This window comes from Hymenobacter sp., assembly GCF_036387835.1.
Taxonomy (GTDB): Bacteria; Bacteroidota; Bacteroidia; order Cytophagales; family Hymenobacteraceae; genus Hymenobacter.
This window is the reverse complement of record NZ_DASVSY010000122.1, coordinates 96,166-116,396: the sequence shown is the minus strand read 5'-3', so window position 1 is coordinate 116,396 and position 20,231 is coordinate 96,166. Positions and strand designations below refer to the sequence as shown.

Sequence of the window (20,231 nt, the reverse complement as noted above, 5' to 3'; positions counted from 1 at the left end):
TGCCTTGTGCTTGGAACTAAATCAGGGACGTTTTGTGATTTCAACTAAATAACAATGAATATTCACAAGGAATGTCTCTTATGTAGTGGTAGCGAATTAGTTGCTCTGCCTGAATTCAACAAAGCGCAATTAGTGCAGTGCAAAGCCTGTGATTTTGTTTTTTGCGGCCCTGTTCCGACTCCAGAGGAACTAAGCATTCATTATTCCTGGTACCCTCGCAATGATGATATATCGCCTATTACCATCAAGCGGTACAACGAATTGTTAGATGGTTTCGAGAAGTACAGAAAAACCGGTAAGATACTGGATGTCGGTTGTGGAAACGGCCATTTTCTGGTTGTTGCCAAGCAGCGGGGCTGGGAGGTTTACGGTACGGAGTTTTCCGAGGAAGCGGTGGCTATTGGGATAGCCAAAGGAATAAATATGCTTGAGGGCCAGTTGGATGTGGCAAACTACCAACCAGAGTCGTTTGATGTGATAACCTCTTTCGAGGTGTTGGAGCATATCAACAATCCGATTGACGAAGTCAACAAGTTCAAAGCACTACTCAGGCCTAGGGGACTACTATACTTAACTACTCCTAATTTCAATTCTGTCCTGCGCTATTATCTAAAAGAGAAATGGAGTGTGATTGAATACCCTGAGCACTTAACCTATTACACAGCCTCAACCTTGAAGAAGTTGATGGCTGGTAACGGCTTTGCTGTAGAAAGAATTTACACTACCGGAATAAGCATTGGCAGACTGAAAGCAGCATCAGCAGCAAATAAGCCTTCCGCAGACAATCAATCAGTGGGAGCTGCGCCTGCGGCACCGGCACCTGGTTTTCGGCAAGTGGATGAGCAGCTGAGAAGCCTGGAGGGAAATCCTTTAGCGGATGTAGCAAAAGTTACGGTAAACTGGTTGTTGAATATTTCCAGAAAAGGGGATGCTTTGAAAGGCTACTTCGTTAAAAAGTAAAAGTAGAGGCGGTTGGTAGAACAGTAGAGCGTAGGTTTGTGCTCTGGTAACCGCAGCTGTGAAAAAAGGCACATCAGCAAAGTAGGAAACCCAAAGAATGACGTTTCCTTCCGGATTCAAAAACAGATAGAAACTTTAAAGTAATCTGCGCACCTCCCAATGGAACAAAACGCAAAAATATATGTGGCCGGACACCGCGGTATGGTGGGCTCCGCCATCCTGCGCCGCCTCGAAAAAGCGGGCTACCATAATTTCGTTACGCGCGTCTCTTCGGAGCTGGATTTGCGCAATCAGGTGGCGGTGGCCGATTTCTTCGCCACCGAAAAGCCGGATTACGTAGTACTGGCAGCGGCTAAAGTAGGCGGTATCAATGCCAACAACATCTACCGGGCCGAGTTTCTGTACGACAACCTGATGATTCAGAACAACGTCATTCATCACAGCTACCTCAATGGCGTGAAGAAGCTGCTGTTCCTGGGCTCGTCGTGCATCTACCCGAAAATGGCGCCGCAGCCCTTGCAAGAAACCGCGCTGCTTACGGGCGAGCTCGAAAGCACCAACGAGCCCTACGCCATCGCCAAAATTGCCGGCATCAAAATGTGTGATGCCTACCGGAGTCAGTATGGCTGCAACTACATTTCGGCCATGCCTACCAACCTCTACGGCCCCCACGACAATTACGACCTCAAGAACTCCCACGTGCTGCCGGCCCTGATCCGCAAGTTTCACGAAGCCAAGCTCAGCGGCGCCCCCGAAGTAGAAGTGTGGGGCACCGGCACGCCGCGCCGCGAGTTCCTGCACGTCGATGACTTGGCCGATGCTTGCTTCTACCTGCTGGAGAACTACAACGAGCCTGGCTTAGTAAACGTGGGTACCGGTACCGACCTCAGCATCCGGGAGCTGGCCGAGCTGGTACAACGCACTGTAGGCTACGAAGGCACCATCCGCTTCAACCCCGAATATCCTGATGGGACTCCCCGCAAGCTCATGGATGTGAGCAAGCTGGCCGAAAAAGGCTGGAAAGCTGCCATCGGCCTCGAAGAAGGAGTAGCTGCCGTGTATGCCGATGCTTTCGAAACGGCTCGGCCGGCTTAGAGCTGTTGAAACTGATTTTACCTTGCTCTGGCAACCAAAGGGCTAGGCTGCTACAACCTTGTTTGTAGTGTTTAGCCTACCTTTGCTTTCACCAATTAGCTGAGTCGGCAAATTTCACTTAGCGGGTAAGACGGGCTTGGTGGTGACAGTTGAGCCTTGTAGGCTTCCCGAATAAATCTTATTATCCAGTTCATTGTGCAAACCACAGAAGCTTTACAGCAACCCAAATCTTCCCCCGTCACCAATTCCTCGGATGATCAGGAGTGGACGGAAGTAATCAGGCCACAAACCGGCCTGTTTGACCTGCGGCTAGACGAAGTATGGCGGTATCGCGACCTAATAATGCTGTTTGTAAGACGCGACTTCGTTTCAACTTACAAGCAGACCATTCTAGGGCCTATCTGGTTCTTTATTCAGCCTTTGCTGACTACGTTGACTTATGTTATCATCTTCGGCAACATAGCTAAGATCTCCACTGACAACATGCCCCAACTGTTGTTTTATATGGCGGGCATCACTATCTGGAATTACTTTGCTATTTCGCTGACTTCTGTATCAACGGTGTTTACGGCTAATGCTGCCATTTTCGGTAAGGTGTACTTTCCGCGCCTGACCATGCCCTTGTCCATTGTGCTTTCCAATTTGGTGCGTTTCGGAATTCAGCTTGGGCTTTTCTTAGCTATCTGGGTGTATTACTTGGCAACAGACAGCCGGGTGCATCCTAATTGGGTTATAATTTTAATTCCATTACTTATTGTAGTGATGGCAGTGCTTTCGCTGGGTCTAGGTATGATATTCAGTGCTCTAACTACCAAATACCGTGACTTGGCTATGCTACTCGTATTTGGGGTGCAATTATTTATGTATGCTACTCCTATTATCTATCCTCTATCAAGGGTTCCAGCTAAATACCAGTGGTTGATTTTGGCTAACCCTATGACTTCTATCGTGGAAACCTTTCGCTACGCATTTATGGGTTCAGGAACTTTCAATTGGCTTTACGTAGCATATAGTAGTGCTGTTTCTTTAATTATTTTAATGGTTGGAATACTGATATTCAATAAAGTTCAGAAAAGCTTTACAGATACTGTATAGAGTACTATTTGTAGAGTATCGATTTTATAATTGAAAGATCAAACTGTAATACTGCCCGCAGAACTGTTGATGAGCGACATTGCTATAAAAGTTGAAAACTTAGGTAAACTTTACCGTCTTGGTGAAGTAGGAACGGGCACCATTAGTCATGATTTGAATCGTTGGTGGGCACGGATGCGGGGTAAGGAAGACCCATTCGCTATGGTTGGTGAAACAAATGACCGCACTACGAAAGGTGGAAGCGAATATGTTTGGTCGCTGAAGGACATAAATTTTGAAGTTAAGGAAGGTGAAGTTTTAGGAATCATTGGCCGTAATGGAGCTGGCAAGTCTACTCTCTTTAAAATTCTTTCCAAAGTAACTACTCCTACAACTGGCAAAATTAAAATAAAGGGTCGTATAGCTTCTCTTCTAGAAGTAGGTACTGGATTTCATCCAGAATTAACAGGTCGTGAAAATATATTTCTTAATGGCGCAATCTTAGGTATGACTAAGGCTGAAATTCACGCCAAGTTTGATGAGATAGTTGATTTTTCCGGTGTTGAGCGCTATATAGATACACCAGTGAAGCGCTACAGTAGTGGAATGTATGTACGATTGGCTTTCGCTGTGGCAGCTTTCCTAGAGCCTGAAATTCTTATTGTTGACGAGGTATTAGCTGTAGGAGATGCCGAATTTCAAAAAAAGTGTTTAGGGCGTATGAAAGATGTAAGCGTCAATGATGGCCGAACGGTATTATTTGTAAGCCATGATTTGAATGCTGTTTCTCAATTATGCACACACAGCTTAATTTTAAAAAATGGACAAGTTGAATATGATGGCATTACCAGTGAAGTGGTAGCTAAATATTTAAATCAGGATCGAACTTCTCCTTCTTATATCAGCTCGGAAAATAATAAGGACACAGATTTTATTCGAGAAATTCACATAAAGAACATTGATGGAGACATTTCTCCTATATTCCATAGTAATGAATCAATTGTTGTCAACTTTAAATTGAATAAAAATGTTTTAAATAAGAATTATGACCTATTCGTAACAATCCTTGACAGTAGAAAAAGAAGAGTTTTTTCTTGTGAAACCAAGATAAGTAGGACTGAATTAAATCTTGTTATAGATCCTATCACGTTGGTTAGAGGTGATTATTCTATTCATGCCTTTGTAAATGTGCCCAAAATCGCGCAATTTAATGTCGTTGAGGATGTATGTAATTTCAAAATATTTGATTCTATTTCCGATATGTCCAAGCATGGTGAATATGATTACGGGGTAGTTTTTGGTCGTTACAATTGGCTGTAGGAAAAATTTCAAAAATTTCAAAATGAATATCATGGGGTTTAAGAATTTTTTGCATCGCAATACTATTGCAAAGCGTGATTACGATAAGAGATTCAAGGCTACAGGAATTACCTTTGAGGAATACTGTAATTATATCTATAAAGGTTCATCTGATAACATAAGCATATTCGAGCCGTCAAATATTTATGGTGTCGAAATAAAACGTGTTGGAAATTATTCTTTTGTTCAAAATGTAGAAGAAGTCTTGGTAGAGGAGGTATATAAATTTGAATCCAATAAGAGCAATCCTTATATAATAGATTGTGGCGCTAATATTGGATTAAGTATAATATATTTCAAGAGACTATTCCCAAAAGCGAAGGTGGTTGGATTTGAGCCTGATAGTCAAATATATAAAGTATGTAGTGAAAATTTAAAGCACTTTAACTTTACTGACGTTCATCTTCGTAATGAGGCTGTATGGAATGAGAATGGTGAATTAAGCTTTCTTCCAGATAATTCTCTTGGAGGAATGGTTGTAGATAGTAAAACATCTAATAATTCTGTTCACAAGGTAAAGTCTATACGTTTAAAAGAGTTTTTAAACGAAGAGGTAGACTTTCTGAAAATAGACATAGAAGGAGCAGAGCTTGATGTGTTAGAAGATATTAAAGAAGAATTAGTAAATGTGAAGTTGTTGTTCGTTGAATACCATAGTGGGATGAACAAGCAACAAGAACTAGACAAAATATTAAAGATAATGGCCGATGCAGGGTTTCGTTACTACATCAAGGAAGCTTGGGATTACATGGAACATCCTTTTGTGAATTATAAGGAGTATGACAATAATAAGATTAATTATGATCTGCAGTTGAATATATTTGCTTATAGAAGACCATAAGTTGTTTTATTTTGATGCGTATTAAAATGGCAGGTGGACCGGTTCATAGGGTTTCAGTAATTATACCGAACTACAATCATGCTCGGTACTTGCCACAGCGTATTGGAAGCGTTTTGCAACAAACGTTTACTGATATAGAGGTTATAATTCTAGACGATTGTTCGCCTGATGAAAGCCGTAGTGTTATCCAACATTATGCTGCATTGGACGAGCGAATTCGAGTCGTATATAATGAAAAAAACAGTGGAAGTACATTTAAACAGTGGAATAAAGGTTTTGCGCTTGCTCAAGGCGAATATATTTGGGTAGCAGAAAGTGACGATTATGCTGAGCGAGATTTGTTAGAAAAGCTAGTCCAACAGCTTGACAAAGATCCAGAAGTAGGATTAGCTTATTGCGATTCTACTACAGTTGATGAAGATAATAATACAATAAATGTATTAGATGATTTCTACTTAGATCTTGACGCTGAATTATGGACTAATGATTTTGTGAGAGATGGCAGGTCATTAATAATAAATTTTATGTCTTACCGGAACATAATTCCTAATGCAAGCGCTGTTGTTATTCGTAAAAATATGCTTGATAAAGTGGGTAAGGCAGACGAGAGCTATAAATTAAATGGAGATTGGGTATTTTGGGCCTCTATTATAGCCGATGTGAAAGTTGCTTTTGTAGCAGAAAAATTAAACTATTTTAGGTTTCATTTAAATAATGTGCGCAGCAAAACATTGGCTAATGGTTTGGCATTAAGTGAATTGACAAGGGTAGTTCGCGTAATGCAGCAGTACGGAAAGCCCAATCAAATTTTTATTGATAAAATGATAGATAAAATGACCGATATGTGGTTTGATGGTATTGTCAAAAATGCAATACCTGTAAAAACCAGCTTGAAGATACTTTTGAATATAAGATCTGTAAAAAATGGGTTCAATGCTCATTTGCTTAAATACATAAAAAAACATATGCTTGATCATAATTACAATGGATTAAAACATTTTTTAGTTACAGGTACTTTTTATAAAAAAATTCAGCCAGTTTATAGGAGTATTAAAAAAAAATCATGATGATTTCTCTAATATACACTTCGTTTGAAGTTTATTATTTCGCAACTGCGAGGCCAATAGAATAAGATGATTGCCTTTTTGTATGATTTCCATAATAATTTGTTCTCGCGACAAGGAAGCGTTACGCAGTGTATCGCAAAGCTTAGCTGCAACTATCGGTGTGCCGTACGAAATAATTGCTATTGACAACAGCAAAGGTCGTTATACAATATTTCAGGCATACAATGTTGGAATTGAGAAAAGTAAATTTAATATACTTTGCTTTATGCATGAGGATATTAGTTTCGAAACTTATATGTGGGGCGAAAAAGTAATAGAGTCTTTTAAGAGTAATAAAAATTTAGGTCTTTTAGGAGTAGCGGGTAGTAGCTATAAACCAGTAGTTCCTTCAGGCTGGTCGTTCGACTCAGCTTGTAGCCAAACAACTTACATGAATATTGTTCAGCATTATAAAGCTGGCAACACACAAAATAAAATTTATAATAATCCACGCAATGAATCTCTTTCTCAAGTTGTGGCTGTTGATGGCGTGTGGTTTTGTACGACTAGGTCTGTAGTGGCGCAATTCAAGTTTGATGATATCTATTTTAGTGGGTTCCATTGTTATGACGTTGATTTCTCATTGACCGTGTTGCAGAAATATGAGGTAGCCGTAACATTTGATATACTAATAAATCATTTTTCCGAGGGAAGTTTCAATGATAGTTGGATAACTGAGACTATCAAATTGCATGAGAAGTGGCGTAAGATTTTGCCTGTCAATTTAGAGGGGTTGTTGGCAAATGAACAAGCGAGAGAAGAGTTTAAAGCGTTTCACGCTATTCTACCTAGACTAATAGGCAAGCAAGCGCTCTGCAAAGACGTTTCGAAGCAAATCTGGAAGAATAACGTGCAAGCTTTGGTTGGGATAAAGAAGTTTATAATAATGAATTTATTGTTAGTGAAAAAAACTTTTGAAGTAGTTCGGAGCTAATATTTTATGAAACAGGATATTGCTATCATCATCCCAATCTATAAGCAGTACTCTCAGTTAAATACTTCGGAGCTTAAGTCGTTGCATAACACTTACAAAGTATTGGGAGCATATGATATTGTTTTTGTGACCCATCAAAATATAGGTTCAACTGCATATTTTCATGGAACTTCTGAGGATATGTCTTTCAAAGTGGAAGTGTTTCCATATGAGTATTTCTCAGGGCTTGCTAGTTATAGTGACCTTTTGTTAAGTTTGGAATTTTATAAGCGCTTTGCTGGCTATAAATATATAGTAATTTGTCAGCTTGACGTTTTTGTATTCGCTGACCAACTTCATTATTTTATTGAGAAGGGCTACGACTATATTGGTGCTCCATGGTTCGAGGGTTTCGATCAGGCTACACATGAAAGTAGTATAACCGGTGTAGGTAATGGCGGCTTTTCGCTCAGGAAAGTCAAATCTTTTTTGGATGTACTTTATGCGTTGGAACTGTTTCGGAATCGAAGGCCTACATTGCAAATATTGCAAGCTGTTACAAAGCATTGGCTGAATGTATTGCGCGTCGCCAAACATGAGTTTCACCGGCGTAGGCAGGCGTACGATCCCGCCTTACCTTGGCAAACACCTATGTATGAGGATGGCTATTGGGGTATTATGGTCCCGGTCTTTTTTCCTTGGTTTAAAGTTGGCACTGTTGAGGATGCTATTGCTTTCGCTTTTGAAGTAAATCCATCATTGCTTTATGCTCTCAACCATAATAAGCTACCAATGGCTACTCATGCATGGGAAAAGTATGATCCGGATTTTTGGAAGCCATTTATTTAAAACAATCAAAGCTGTGAAATATGCTTGATTTATCTTCCTTGCCGCCTGTTCCGGCTGATAAACAGATTTGGCCTTGGACGGCTGACGCGGCAGTGGTTGAAGAGTCTGTCAATTCTTTGCCTTTTATTTCTATCATCACTCCGAGCTACAACCAAGGCCAGTATCTGGAAGAAACGATCCGCTCAATTATAGCGCAGAATTATCCGAATTATGAGCTGATCATCGTTGATGCAGGTAGCACAGACAATACGTTAGATGTTATCCGACTTTACGAACCATGGATAACTTATTGGGTAAGCGAGAAGGATCGCGGACAAAGTCATGCTATCCAGAAAGGTTTGGTTCAGGTGAAAGGAGATATTGTAAACTGGATAAACAGCGATGACTTGGTTGCGCCAGGGGCGTTTTACCGTATTGCCGCCGAGTTCGATCTAACTCGCTACGATGTTATCTGTGGCCGATGTGATTATTTTACTGGCGACATCACGCAACTAGATATGCGTGGTATGCGAATGAAAGTGGAAGAAACAGTTGGTGACACCATAAATTTCCAACAGATAAATCAGCCTTCTACTTTTTTCAAAGCCTCCGTACTCAAAGAACTAGGGGTTGATGAGCAATTTCGTTACACAATGGACTTGGATTTGTGGTTTCGATACTTGTTGATAGCTGGTCAGGAAAGGATACTGCTGTCAGACAACTTATTTTCATATTTCCGGCTACATGAAACATCTAAAACTGTAGCTGAAGGATCACATTTTGTTCAGGATACACAAAAAGTTCTATATAATATCCTTTACAGTGTCGAACAGGCACCAGTACTACTTGCCTCTGTTCGTCGGACGATAAGTGATCCGTCCTTCTTGCCCACTCGCTATCCACTGAAGATTCCTAAGCACACACTATCTGCTTTCGTAAAACATCAGGCTTGGCTAGCAGTGCATCGATACAACGAAATGGGTGAGTACACAGCCGCCAAGCAGTGTTTGGCTATAGCTCGTGAGCATGGGCAGCCACTAAACTGGTCGGTAGTAAAACAATTAATCCGTCTCTATGCTGTACCTAAAGGCTTATTACACCATTTGACTACTCGCTCACTCCAGTAATTCTCATGCATCTGGTAAGCATCATCATTCCGTGCTACAACTACGGTTGGTTACTGGCCGAAACCCTGGAATCCGTACTCGCGCAGAGCTATCCGCACTGGGAATGCTTGCTGATTGATGATGGCTCAACCGACAATTCCCGTACCGTAGCCGAGGAGTACCAGAGCCGCGATGCTCGCTTCCAGTATCATTACCAGGTTAACAAAGGAATGTCGGCGGCTCGTAACTACGGCATAGCAAGGGCGCAGGGCAAATACATCCAGTTTTTAGATGCTGACGACCTGCTAGCGCCTCAGAAACTAGAAATACATGCTGCTTTTTTAGAGGCGCATCCCAACGTAGATCTGGTTTATGGCGACGTGCGCTGCTTCCGGCACGGCGAGCCGGCAAAACTAAGCTGCTCGTTTGATATGTTGGATACTCCCTGGATGCCGAGAGTAAGTGGGCAGGGTGAGGTATTGATAAATGCGCTGATAAAAAAGAACATAATGGCAGTGAATGCCGCCTTGGTGCGGATAGAACTGATACAGCGAGTAGGACTAGTTGCCGAAGACTTGCGCAGTGTAGAAGATTGGGAGTATTGGGTGCGGTGTGCTATGGCGGGGGCATACTTCCAATACGATGAAAACCCTAATGCCTGGGCGCTGGTACGAGTGCACCCAAGCAGCACAAGTCATAACATGCTTAAGATGCACGAACACGAAGTAAAAGTTCGTAAGAAATTAAATGAAACGCTTATGGCAATAGGCGCCAATGAGGCTCTAGAGGTCAACAAAATAGCTATTGTTAAGAGCACGGAGCGAGTAGCAATGAACGACTTGTTGCAAGGCAATAGCCTTGCTGGCATAAAACGGTTTTTGAAGCTCGCTTACGAAACAGGAATGTACACTTACTACTTGAAAAGTATCCCGTATGGCTTCAAGCAGCGGCTAAAGACATTGGGTAAGGTGTCCTAAGTGAAATTTATTCCACTCAATCTTTACAGGACCGCTACTCTTCTTCGAGAGCCACTTTTATTGAATAGTTTTACTGCTTGAACTTAAAAGAAGTAGGTTTCTCTTCTACAAAGAAGCAAGCAAAAGTGGTTTATCGGCTCTGTCGACCCGTAACGGCTACCTCGAGTTGAAAGCAATTAAACACCGGCCACTGCAGCAAAGGCTGTGATACCATCCTCTAAGATTTTAGTAGTTTTCACTAAGCAGACTCAATGAAAGCCACTTTCTTTGTTTTAAACGAACCGGATTTTCTGCAGAACCGGATCTTTTCAGGAGAAGCAATTAACGGAGTTAAAAACTACGGTTTCTTGTTTTCCGACTTACAGCAGATTCTCGCCGGTCATGGTATTGAGTTAGCTACGCAGGATATCTATCCGGCTACTGAGTCCGACTTGATTATTGCGCTCGACCAGACGGTAGCACTAAAGCAAATTCCACTCAAACCTGCGACAAAAAAGTATTTGCTGCTCAATGAGCCGGATACTTATTATCCGGAAAACTGGAGCAAGGAAAATCACGCCGTTTTCGACCGGGTTTTCACCTACGACTACACGTTGGCCGATCAGCAGAAGTACATTCACCATTATTTCGCTATCGATCTGGAAGGAACACCTGCTTTCGAGCCGGTTTCAGAAGAAGAGTTCAACCGCCGTGGGCTTTGCGTGTTGATGGCGGGCATGTTCCAGCTAACCAAGCCCGTTGGCGATTCCAAATCCCTGCTCTACGACCGGTACCAGACGGTGAAATGGTTTTCCCGCTACCAGCCGCAGAGTTTTGCTTTGTATAGCCGCGGTATCAACCCGCGACTCTTGCAAAGTTTTCGTGGCTTAGGGGTGCTGCAGCGGGTACTACCAGCCCCTGTTCTCAAGCAAGTCACCGAAGTAGTAGTGGCGCGTCGTAAGAGTATGCTGGACGTGGTAAGTAAAGGGCCGGTGCCTCCTAATGCCAAAATCAGCACTTTTCGCAACTACCGGTTTGCTATTTGCTACGAAAACACGGCCTTGCCGGGCTACATATCCGAGAAGATATTTGATTGCTTTGCGGCGGCTTGCGTGCCTATTTACCTGGGCGAGCCGGAAATAAGCCGCTTTATTCCTTCGGCCTGTTACATAGACCGGCGAGAGTTTAAATCCGACGAGGAGTTGTATAATTTCATCAAGAATATGACCTATACTCACTATAGAAGTTATATTCAGGCAATGTCCGATTTCGTACAGGGTGTGGAGCACAATAAGTTTGGTTCTGTGCCGAATGCCGAGCGAATCGCAAAAGTGATACTAGAGGACTTGCACATACCAACCACTTTGTAGGAGTAGGAGCACGATTGTGCGGTAAAATGAGCCTGGTACAAAATTTAGAAAGTGAACGATAGTATCAACAAGAACCGCATGAAGGCCACTCTCTATGTTGTCGAGGATCCTGCGCTGATGCAGAACGGTATCTTCTTCAACGAATCTTTTTATGGGATGAAGAACAGTGCCTTCATGTTTGCTTCGCTACGTAACCAGCTAGCTCAACACGGCATCGACTTAGCTACGCAGGATATTCATCTGCCAGAGGAATCTGAATTACTCATTGGGCTTGATAACTGCCTACCGTTTCAGAGCGCCACCTGGCGCAAAGGGCGTAAAAGCTACTTGGTGCTGAGTGAGCCCGCTACTTATTACCCCCACAACTGGAACCCTGACAATCACAAAGTATTCGATAAGGTATTTACGTATGACTATAGCATGGTGGATAACAAGCGGTACTTCCACTACTACTTTGCCATCGACCTAGAGGAAAACAACAAGTTTCGTCCCGTTAGCGAAGAAGAGTTCAATCGTCGGAAGCTATGCGTATTGATGGCGGCCTCGTTTGGGGTGGTAAAACCGCCGAAAAGCTCTCATTCCCTGCTGCATGAGCGTTACCTGACGCTTAAGTGGTTTGCCGAGAACCATCCCGACGAATTCAGCCTCTACAGCCGGGCAATTCACCCTAAAACGTACGAGAGCTTTCGGGGGCTGGGTGTTTTGCAGAAGGTAGCGCCCCTGCCCTTGGTAGAGCAAATCACTCGCATGGTGGCGGCCCGGCGCAAGGCACTCTTTGATGTAGTGAACAAGGGACCGGTCGGGCACGATCAGAAAATTCCGGTTTTGCGTCAGTACCGCTTCAACATTGCCTACGAAAACACTGGTGGCCTGCCCGGCTACCTTACCGAAAAAATCTTTGACAGCTTTGCCGCTTGCTGCGTGCCCGTTTACTGGGGCGACCCGGACGTAGCCAAATCAATACCCAAGGCATGTTTTGTTGATCGGCGAAACTTCCAGTCTCACCAAGAGCTATATCAGTTTCTGAAAAGCATGCAATACGCCGAGTATCGGCAGTATACCGACGCAATTTCCACTTTTGTGAAAGGAGTAGAGCAGGAAAAGTTTGGCTCTGAGTCTAATGCCCGCCGCATCACCGAAGTTATCTTGAGCGACCTGCAGCAGTACGACCAAGTAGTAAACAATTCAAGCAGTTAAAAAACAATGGTTTGGGAGCCAGCTTTTTTTGCTCTTTCTTTGTGCACTAAACGGCTAGCCCTGCATTCTAGCTGAATTTTACTGGAATCTGGACAGTGAGTCCACATACGACCCATTTTACCTTTATATCATGAAAGTAGCCCTGCTTACGGGTATTACGGGCCAGGATGGCGCGTACCTGGCCGAACTTCTACTAGAAAAAGGCTACGAGGTGCACGGTCTGAAGCGCCGTTCCTCGCTCTTCAACACCGACCGGATCGACCATTTATACCAGGATCCGCACGAGGCGAATGTGCGGTTTAAGCTGCACTACGGTGACTTGTCGGACTCCACCAACCTGATCCGTATTATTCAGGAGGTGCAGCCCGACGAGATTTACAATCTGGGGGCAATGTCGCACGTGAAGGTGTCATTTGATACGCCGGAGTACACGGCCAACGCCGATGGTATTGGTACGCTGCGCCTGCTTGAAGCTATCCGGATTCTGGGGCTCACCAAGAAAACGCGCATCTATCAGGCCAGCACGTCGGAGCTGTACGGCTTGGTGCAGCAGGTGCCACAGAGCGAGACCACGCCGTTCTATCCCCGCTCGCCTTACGCCGTGGCAAAAATGTACGCCTATTGGATCACGGTGAACTACCGCGAAGCATATGGCATGTATGCTTGCAACGGTATCTTGTTCAACCACGAGTCGCCGCTGCGGGGCGAAACGTTTGTGACCCGTAAGATCACGCGCGGGGTAGCGCGGATTTCGCTGGGCTTGCAGCAGAAGATCTTCCTGGGTAACATCGACGCCAAGCGCGACTGGGGCCATGCGCAGGATTACGTGGAAGCCATGTGGCGCATTTTGCAGCAAGACACTCCGGAGGACTTCGTGATTGCCACCGGCGTAACCACTACGGTGCGCGAGTTTGTGCAGCGCGCTTTCGCCGAAGTAGGTGTTGAGGTAGCCTTCTCGGGTGAGGGAGTAGAGGAAAAAGGCCACGTAGTAAGCTGCGACAATCCGACGGCCGGCTTGGAAGTAGGTCAGGTAGTGCTGGAAATTGATCCGCGCTACTTCCGTCCAACCGAAGTGGAACTGCTGATCGGTGACCCAACGAAAGCAAAGACCAAACTCGGCTGGGTGCCCAAGCACGACCTTACTTCCTTGGTGAAGGATATGATGGCCGCCGACGTCGCGCTGTTCCAGCGCGACGAGTATCTGCTTAAAGGGGGCCACAAGGTTTACAATTACCACGAGTAGCCAGCCAAGAGCGGTGTTACCGCTTTGAACTACTGGACTATAAGTTTTTAGATGGTGGCAGGAGTATTCCCTACGGGAAGCTTCTGCCACTATTTTATTTTTACCCTTATCAGTGTATAAGCGCCTTCGACAAAGCCTGGATGCCAACGTCTCGCAGTTGTGGCAAAAAGGCTCTTTTGCGCAGAATTTTGCTGTTGCCTTTTCCGGTACGGCGGCCGTTGCGTTACTCGGTTTCGCGGTTTCGCCTATCATGACGCGGCTCTACGATCCGCGGAGCTACGGCCTGTTTGCCCTATTTAATGCCATAGTCAGCAACGTAAGCCTGTTTTCAACTCTGGGTTATGCCCCGGCCTTTGTGCTGCCGCGGCAACACAAACGCTTCCTGGCCCTGGTGCAGCTTGCACTATTGCTTGGTGTGGTTGCGCTCGTTTTCATGCTCTTTGCCTTTGGGCTGTTGCACGAAAAGTTATTGCACTGGTTGAAAGCAGAAGCATTGGGGGCCTGGTTTTATGTGATTCCTTGGGTTGTGTTTGTTTATAACTTGAATATAGTGATGAGTGCCTGGTACCTGCGTACCAAAGACTTCAAGAAACGAGCGGGTATTGATGTGGCCACCGCCGTAGCGGGGCGTGGTCTTACCCTGGGCATGGGTTGGCTAGGGCACGGACCCGTGGGCGGCTTGCTGCTGGGCGACTTGTTTGCCAAACTCACCATGTTTTTCAGCATGCTCTTCAGTGGTATTCACCGGCAGTTGCATGAGTTACGGTGGTTCTTCTCTTGGGCTAGGCTTCGGGCAGTAGCCTGGCAGTACCGGGAGTATCCTTTGTACGTGATGCCTACTGCTTACCTAAATACACTGGCTGGGCAACTGCCTATTTTCTTCCTAACCACCGGGTTTGGCGCTAATACAGTAGGATTGTACGCTTTTTCCACTAGCCTGCTTGAATTGCCCATCAACCTAATTGGCAATGCCGTATCCCCGGTGTTCCTGCAAAAGGTAGCCGAAGTGCATCAACAAGAACCGGAACGCCTCAAACATATTTGTCTCGACCTCTACAACAAACTTTTCTATCTAGGACTGTTGCCCTTTGGCATCATCACTGTGTTCGGCGATTGGATATTTAGCTTTGTATTTGGGGCTCGCTGGGAGCAGGCGGGCATATTTACGGGCTATCTGGGATACTACTATATGTTTAAGCTGACTTCTTATGCTACCAGCCCGATTTACGCAGTACTGCAAAGACAGCACCTAGCACTTCTGGGTACTGGGTTGTTGGTGCTGTTCCGAACTGCCAGCTTGCTATTGGGTATTAGGCTGCACAATCTGGACCTAGGCATGTTGCTCTTCGGAATTAGTAGCGTATTAGTAACCTTTATAATTGATATGAACATCCTGCATTTTCTACAAGTGCCTGTATTGCGAGTGGTTGTACGCAGTCTTATGTCAGTAGTACTGATATTACTTCTGCTCTCGAGTTTGCGAATAGGATTGAAACAGTTGCTAGATTAGTAGATGATAGATATAAGCTGTTTGTTATTATATGACACGAAATGCTTCTAGTTCGCATAAACAATATGATTGTTTTTTGAAATTAATTATAAAGGGCTTTTAAACGTAAAGCACGTTTTTCAAGCAAGTGCCATGACAAGTACCCTAGTAAATAAGTGATGGGCAAACTTGAAAGAAGAAGTTTTTCTTGATCAAAATGAAAATAATGCATCAACAATTGTTGGACAGGAAACCCCCATATATATATGCCGTACGATATATCTCCATACTTTCGTATCCAAGATAGATAAGGGTAATTCAAAGACCCTAAAGCTATTATCAGTGGAGGTAAAATGAATATATGTCCCAGAAAATAAAACCTAGAAAAAATTAATATAGTTATCAAAACTATGAGTAAGGCGATAAAAATATTGCTTCTGTTTTTAGGGCTAGGTAGTTCAAAAAGAGAAAGAAGTGCTCCAGCAGTGAAAAATAAGCCTAGAAAACATATATTATTCACACTCAGGCTAAGTAATTCTAAGTTGTTTGGTAAATGAATAAAAATTCTCGCTGTAAACAATATAGTGAATATCATTAGTAAGGCGAACTTTTTATGGTATAAGTTTTTTATAAAGAAGGTAGTACTAAGCATAATATAAAATAAAAATTCATATGGAACAGTCCATAAAGAGCCATTAATATAGTGAAGAGGATTGTCTGCAAATACCCCAGGGATAAAAGATTGAATATGTAGAAAAGCAGTAAGAAGGTATTTATAGACAGTTGGCTCAGAGAAGTAATCTGCTGCCATCTTATTGCTAACAAAAAATCCACTAAGTATACTAAATATAACAACAACCCATAGCGCAGGAAATACGCGAATTATACGCTTGAAAAAGTAGCCAATTATACTTTTACTTCGTAATAAACTGATAGATATTAAATATCCGCTTATAACAAAGAACCCTGCCACTCCTATTCCTGATAAGGAAGTTTCTCCCTTGCTAAAGCGAAACAATATATCTTCTTCCGGTATGCCTGACAAAGGATATGAGTGCGTGACAATTACTAATGATGCAAAAAGCAACCTTAAGAAATCAAAATTATTGATATGTGTTTGTTTATTGTTTACTGATGACGACATACTGTAGAAAAGAAAAAGGAATAATTCTTAGAAAGTATTTCAGATGCTCGGCTATGTTATAAGAGCATTACAGTGCTTTCATGAACGGTGTACACATGGATTCTGAGAAATTGATCCCGCGAGGCTGCGACGTTATAGAAAACGACATCAACGCATGTCGCGCTCAGTAGAAGAGTATACCGTTCACGAAACCGCTATAAGGCTTACCATATCAGCCACTCATCATAATCCAAACAGTAACAACGAGCTGGTCCGATGCGCATGCCCATGTACATGCCGGGGTTGGAACTGTAAGTGCCAATAAACTTGGTTGAGCTAGCACAGATATCCATGTTAGCGAAAAGCTTAAGATGTTGCGTGTACTTAAACTGATTGTCTTGCTTGACAAAGTCACGATGAAAGTACCCACGCTCAGAAGGGGCGCATAATGTGTGAAATTGCCATTGAGGATATTGTTCCTGTAGCTGCTCTATTACTGTGTAGTCATCTGTCAGAACAAAGGCCTCTTTGTTAGGCGAAAACTCAGCCGCTGGTATCATATATTCACTGAAGTCAAACATTTTAGTTTCAGTGAATTTATCACCTACGCGCACGTGCATGCTAACATAGTCTTCGGGTAGCTGAACTGAATTTACGAAAGCAGCTACTATAGGGGCACTTTGGGCATTGTAGCGCCAAAAGGCTTTTATAACCTGCTGAGTTGCCACCAAAAGGGGAGTATGGTGAAAACCAAGCTCAGGAATATCAAAGGTTTCTTGGGCAAAAGCCAAATCCCGATGACGACTCCACAAATCCTGAGTCATATAGTTGACCCCAAAGAGTAACTTATACAAGGTTGCGATATAACGGTATTTAACGATTTTCTGCAGCTTAGCTTCTTTACTGAGTTCTATAATGTAAGGCCGAAGATTGTAGTCTTTATGGATGCGATGCGTATTAACAGCGCCGAATGGAACAAAAAAATCATTCCAACCGTCGCGAAATGCGAAATAGGTGTAATCGGAATGTAATTCGAACCGGATGCGGTGCTTCAGGCAGTAAAGCATAGCCAGCACCATGTTGTTGTATTCGGAGAAGAACCCCGAATCTATTCCTAACCTGAATACAAGTCTCTTTTTAAAAGAGCTGTTAAGAATATTGTATTGTTGTATCCACTCTTCGGTAGTCATTGGCAAAACAGTAGCTTGAGGCGATAATCGTGCAGAATGAACATCAAAGGTACTTATTTACCTAAAGTTGATTTGCTCGGTGCAACAGAGTAAACCCCCATAGCCAAAGGCAGACTACCTTTGCAGACAGGTTTGCCCGGCTTGATGAGTACGCAGAGTCCTTCAGACCTCGCCCAACTCATAAGTAAGCCTTTTACAGTAATGTTCGCGTCTTGCATGTCTGCTCCTTTCTTTTCCGTCGTTATTCCAACATACAATCGTGTTGGCTTTATTGCGGACACCTTACGTTCCGTGTTGGCCCAAACTTTCTCGGCTTTCGAGATTGTGGTAGTGGACGATGGCAGCAAGGACAACACGGCCGAGGTTGTACGGCAGTTTAAGGATGCAAAGGTGCAGTATCATTTCAAAGAAAATGGCGAGCGAGGAGTAGCCCGCAACTACGGATTAGCGCGTGCCAAAGGCGAATACGTCTTGTTTTTGGATTCCGACGACCTGCTCCATCCCAATCATCTGGCTACTCTGCACGCGGCCATTCAGGAGCAGAACCAGCCTAACTTTATTGCTACAAAGTTCGATTTCAACCGCAATGGTCAACGCAGTTCCAGCGACCTGGCTCCGGTGCCGGCTGGTCATTACGACTTAGGGTTTTTTTTGCGAGGCAACGCGCTGGCGTGCAACATCTGCGTGCGACGGCAGAACCCAGGGTTGAAACTGTTCGAGGAAGACCGCTCCTTTGCGGCTGTCGAGGATTGGATGTTCATGCTGGAGAACACACAGAACGATACGGTTTATTTGGTAGATGCCGTGACGTTGACTATGAACGACCATGATGCCCGTTCGATGCGGGCCGACAACCAAGGTCTTATCAAGCGCTGGCTGAAGCTCATGCAGTGGGTGGCAGTTCATCTAAGCCTGACTCCGTCCCAAAGTCAACAGTTAGAAGGTCACATCTTCTACCTCTGCGCTATTCATGCCTACGCCGATAATTATCGTGGGCAAGCCATAAAGTTTCTGCGCCAAGCTTGGCCGCAATTGCCGCTACGCAAGGCGTTGCTGTTAGCTATGCGCATACTGGCGGGGCCGCAGTTAATAGGGTTGGTAAAGGGAGCCCGCAGTTAACATTCGGTAGATCTATTCGCTGATGAACCTTCTTTTTTTGAGTTATTGGGGTCTCGAAGACTCACTCACCGTTTCCACCGTGTTTCCTCACTTACGGTTGCTCCAGCTGTTACCGGAAGTAAGGCGCATTATATTCGTTACTATCGAGCGGGGCGCAAGTGCCGGGCAGGAACTGCATTTTGCTCCTGGCTTTGCCACTGATAAAATTACGTTTGCACCGTTGCGGAGCCGGCAAAACCAGCCGTTGCTACTCAATAAGATCGACGACTTCGTTCGATTTCCTAACGAGCTGGTGAAGATGGTGCATCAGCATACTATTGAAGTGATTATTGGGCGGGGGGCGCCAGCGGGAGCACTGGCCTATCTTGTCTGGAAGAAAACACAGACTCCTTTTCTGGTAGAGTCCTTTGAGCCGCATGCCGACTATATGCGCGAGTCGGGAGTGTGGAAGGGGTACGATCCACGGTATCTGTTTCAACGCTACTGGGAAGAAAAGCAGAAGCAACTGGCTATTGGGTTGATGCCAGTGGCTGAAAACTACCGGCGTAAGCTTATACAGGAAGGCGTTAATGCACAGAGCATAGTCACTGTTCCCTGCTCAGTGAACGTAGCGGATTTCAGGTATGACGCAGCCCGCCGCCAACAAGTACGGGCGCGCCTTGGTATTGCGGCTGATGCTTTAGTGGGAGTTTACGTGGGCAAGTTTGGCGACATCTATTACGATGCAGAGGCTTTCGATTTATTTCGGGACGCTGCTGCGTACTTCAAACCGAACTTTCGCTTGCTTATCCTCACGCCTAACCCGGAGGCGGAAGTACACGCTAAGCTGGCTAAGGTAGGCTTCACTGCCGAGCAGGTGTTCGTGACCAAGGCCCCGCACGCTGAAGTACCCGGCTATTTGTCGGCAGCGGACTTTGCCTTCGCCACTATCAAGCCCGCGGAATGCCGTCGTTTTTGCTCTCCTATTAAGGTGGGAGAATATTGGGCGGCTGGGTTGCCCGTGCTGCTTACCGAAGGCGTCGGCGACGACAGCGACATTATAAAGCAGGAGGGAGGCGGGGCTACCTTTAACCTCAACAACCCGGCTACTGTTCCTGCCGCCCTACAACAGATTGCCTTTTTGCTGCAGCAGCCCGGCTACCGCGAGCGTATCCAGGCGTTGGCAATTGAGCATCGCACAGTGGCACGCGCTGCGGAAGCGTACAAGCAATTGTTGTTGCCGCTGGCCGTTTCACTTGTTTAAGGCCGGTATTTCCCTAAAG

General features: G+C 44.5%; 18 protein-coding genes. 16 read left to right on the top strand and 2 right to left on the bottom strand.

What is annotated here, in order from left to right; all coding sequences use genetic code 11:
* Positions 1 to 54: 54 nt before the first annotated feature.
* The 14 genes from VF639_RS24660 (at position 55) to VF639_RS24595 (ending at position 15,558) form a co-directional block, all read left to right on the top strand.
* A complete protein-coding gene (locus tag VF639_RS24660; protein ID WP_331148625.1) occupies positions 55 to 960 on the top strand; it encodes a class I SAM-dependent methyltransferase in 906 nt (301 codons plus the stop codon).
* A gap of 159 nt (positions 961 to 1,119) precedes the next feature.
* Complete coding sequence (locus VF639_RS24655; protein WP_331148624.1) at positions 1,120 to 2,055, top strand: GDP-L-fucose synthase family protein; 936 nt, start codon at positions 1,120 to 1,122, stop codon at positions 2,053 to 2,055.
* Between the two features lie 195 nt (positions 2,056 to 2,250).
* A complete protein-coding gene (locus VF639_RS24650) occupies positions 2,251 to 3,150 on the top strand; it encodes an ABC transporter permease (protein ID WP_331148623.1) in 900 nt (299 codons plus the stop codon).
* Between the two features lie 69 nt (positions 3,151 to 3,219).
* Entirely contained in the window at positions 3,220 to 4,449 is a 1,230-nt protein-coding gene (locus VF639_RS24645; RefSeq protein ID WP_331148671.1) for an ABC transporter ATP-binding protein, read from the top strand.
* Between the two features lie 31 nt (positions 4,450 to 4,480).
* Positions 4,481 to 5,329 (top strand): FkbM family methyltransferase, encoded by an 849-nt coding sequence (locus VF639_RS24640; RefSeq protein ID WP_331148622.1) that lies wholly within the window; start codon positions 4,481 to 4,483, stop codon positions 5,327 to 5,329.
* A 14-nt stretch (positions 5,330 to 5,343) separates the two neighbouring features.
* Positions 5,344 to 6,396, top strand: a complete 1,053-nt coding sequence (locus VF639_RS24635; protein WP_331148621.1) for a glycosyltransferase family 2 protein — start codon at positions 5,344 to 5,346, stop codon at positions 6,394 to 6,396.
* Between the two features lie 82 nt (positions 6,397 to 6,478).
* Entirely contained in the window at positions 6,479 to 7,369 is an 891-nt protein-coding gene (locus tag VF639_RS24630) for a glycosyltransferase (protein ID WP_331148620.1), read from the top strand.
* Between the two features lie 6 nt (positions 7,370 to 7,375).
* Positions 7,376 to 8,197: a DUF5672 family protein gene (locus tag VF639_RS24625; RefSeq protein WP_331148619.1), complete on the top strand. Its 822-nt coding sequence runs from the start codon at positions 7,376 to 7,378 to the stop codon at positions 8,195 to 8,197.
* Positions 8,198 to 8,217: 20 nt separating this feature from the next.
* On the top strand, positions 8,218 to 9,303 hold the full coding sequence (locus VF639_RS24620; protein WP_331148618.1) for a glycosyltransferase family 2 protein: 1,086 nt from the start codon (positions 8,218 to 8,220) through the stop codon (positions 9,301 to 9,303).
* Between the two features lie 5 nt (positions 9,304 to 9,308).
* Positions 9,309 to 10,259 carry a glycosyltransferase family 2 protein gene (locus VF639_RS24615; protein ID WP_331148617.1) on the top strand — a complete coding sequence of 317 codons (951 nt, stop codon included), beginning with the start codon at positions 9,309 to 9,311 and terminating at the stop codon, positions 10,257 to 10,259.
* A 251-nt stretch (positions 10,260 to 10,510) separates the two neighbouring features.
* Positions 10,511 to 11,608, top strand: a complete 1,098-nt coding sequence (locus VF639_RS24610; protein WP_331148616.1) for a glycosyltransferase family 10 domain-containing protein — start codon at positions 10,511 to 10,513, stop codon at positions 11,606 to 11,608.
* Between the two features lie 78 nt (positions 11,609 to 11,686).
* Positions 11,687 to 12,805: a glycosyltransferase family 10 domain-containing protein gene (locus tag VF639_RS24605; RefSeq protein WP_331148615.1), complete on the top strand. Its 1,119-nt coding sequence runs from the start codon at positions 11,687 to 11,689 to the stop codon at positions 12,803 to 12,805.
* 130 nt (positions 12,806 to 12,935) lie between these two features.
* Positions 12,936 to 14,048: a GDP-mannose 4,6-dehydratase gene (gmd, locus tag VF639_RS24600; protein ID WP_331148614.1), complete on the top strand. Its 1,113-nt coding sequence runs from the start codon at positions 12,936 to 12,938 to the stop codon at positions 14,046 to 14,048.
* A gap of 112 nt (positions 14,049 to 14,160) precedes the next feature.
* Positions 14,161 to 15,558 carry a lipopolysaccharide biosynthesis protein gene (locus VF639_RS24595; protein ID WP_331148613.1) on the top strand — a complete coding sequence of 466 codons (1,398 nt, stop codon included), beginning with the start codon at positions 14,161 to 14,163 and terminating at the stop codon, positions 15,556 to 15,558.
* A gap of 82 nt (positions 15,559 to 15,640) precedes the next feature.
* On the opposite strand, the gene VF639_RS24590 is transcribed toward VF639_RS24595, so the two are convergent.
* A complete protein-coding gene (locus VF639_RS24590) occupies positions 15,641 to 16,681 on the bottom strand; it encodes an acyltransferase family protein (RefSeq protein ID WP_331148612.1) in 1,041 nt (346 codons plus the stop codon).
* A 203-nt stretch (positions 16,682 to 16,884) separates the two neighbouring features.
* Complete coding sequence (locus VF639_RS24585) at positions 16,885 to 17,850, bottom strand: O-fucosyltransferase family protein (RefSeq protein ID WP_331148611.1); 966 nt, start codon at positions 17,848 to 17,850, stop codon at positions 16,885 to 16,887.
* Positions 17,851 to 18,066: 216 nt separating this feature from the next.
* Here VF639_RS24585 and VF639_RS24580 point away from each other — a divergent pair, with 216 nt between their 5' ends.
* Together VF639_RS24580 and VF639_RS24575 are read left to right on the top strand one after the other, a co-directional pair.
* Complete coding sequence (locus VF639_RS24580; protein ID WP_331148610.1) at positions 18,067 to 18,969, top strand: glycosyltransferase family A protein; 903 nt, start codon at positions 18,067 to 18,069, stop codon at positions 18,967 to 18,969.
* A gap of 22 nt (positions 18,970 to 18,991) precedes the next feature.
* Positions 18,992 to 20,212, top strand: a complete 1,221-nt coding sequence (locus VF639_RS24575) for a glycosyltransferase (protein ID WP_331148609.1) — start codon at positions 18,992 to 18,994, stop codon at positions 20,210 to 20,212.
* The last annotated feature ends 19 nt before the right edge of the window (positions 20,213 to 20,231 follow it).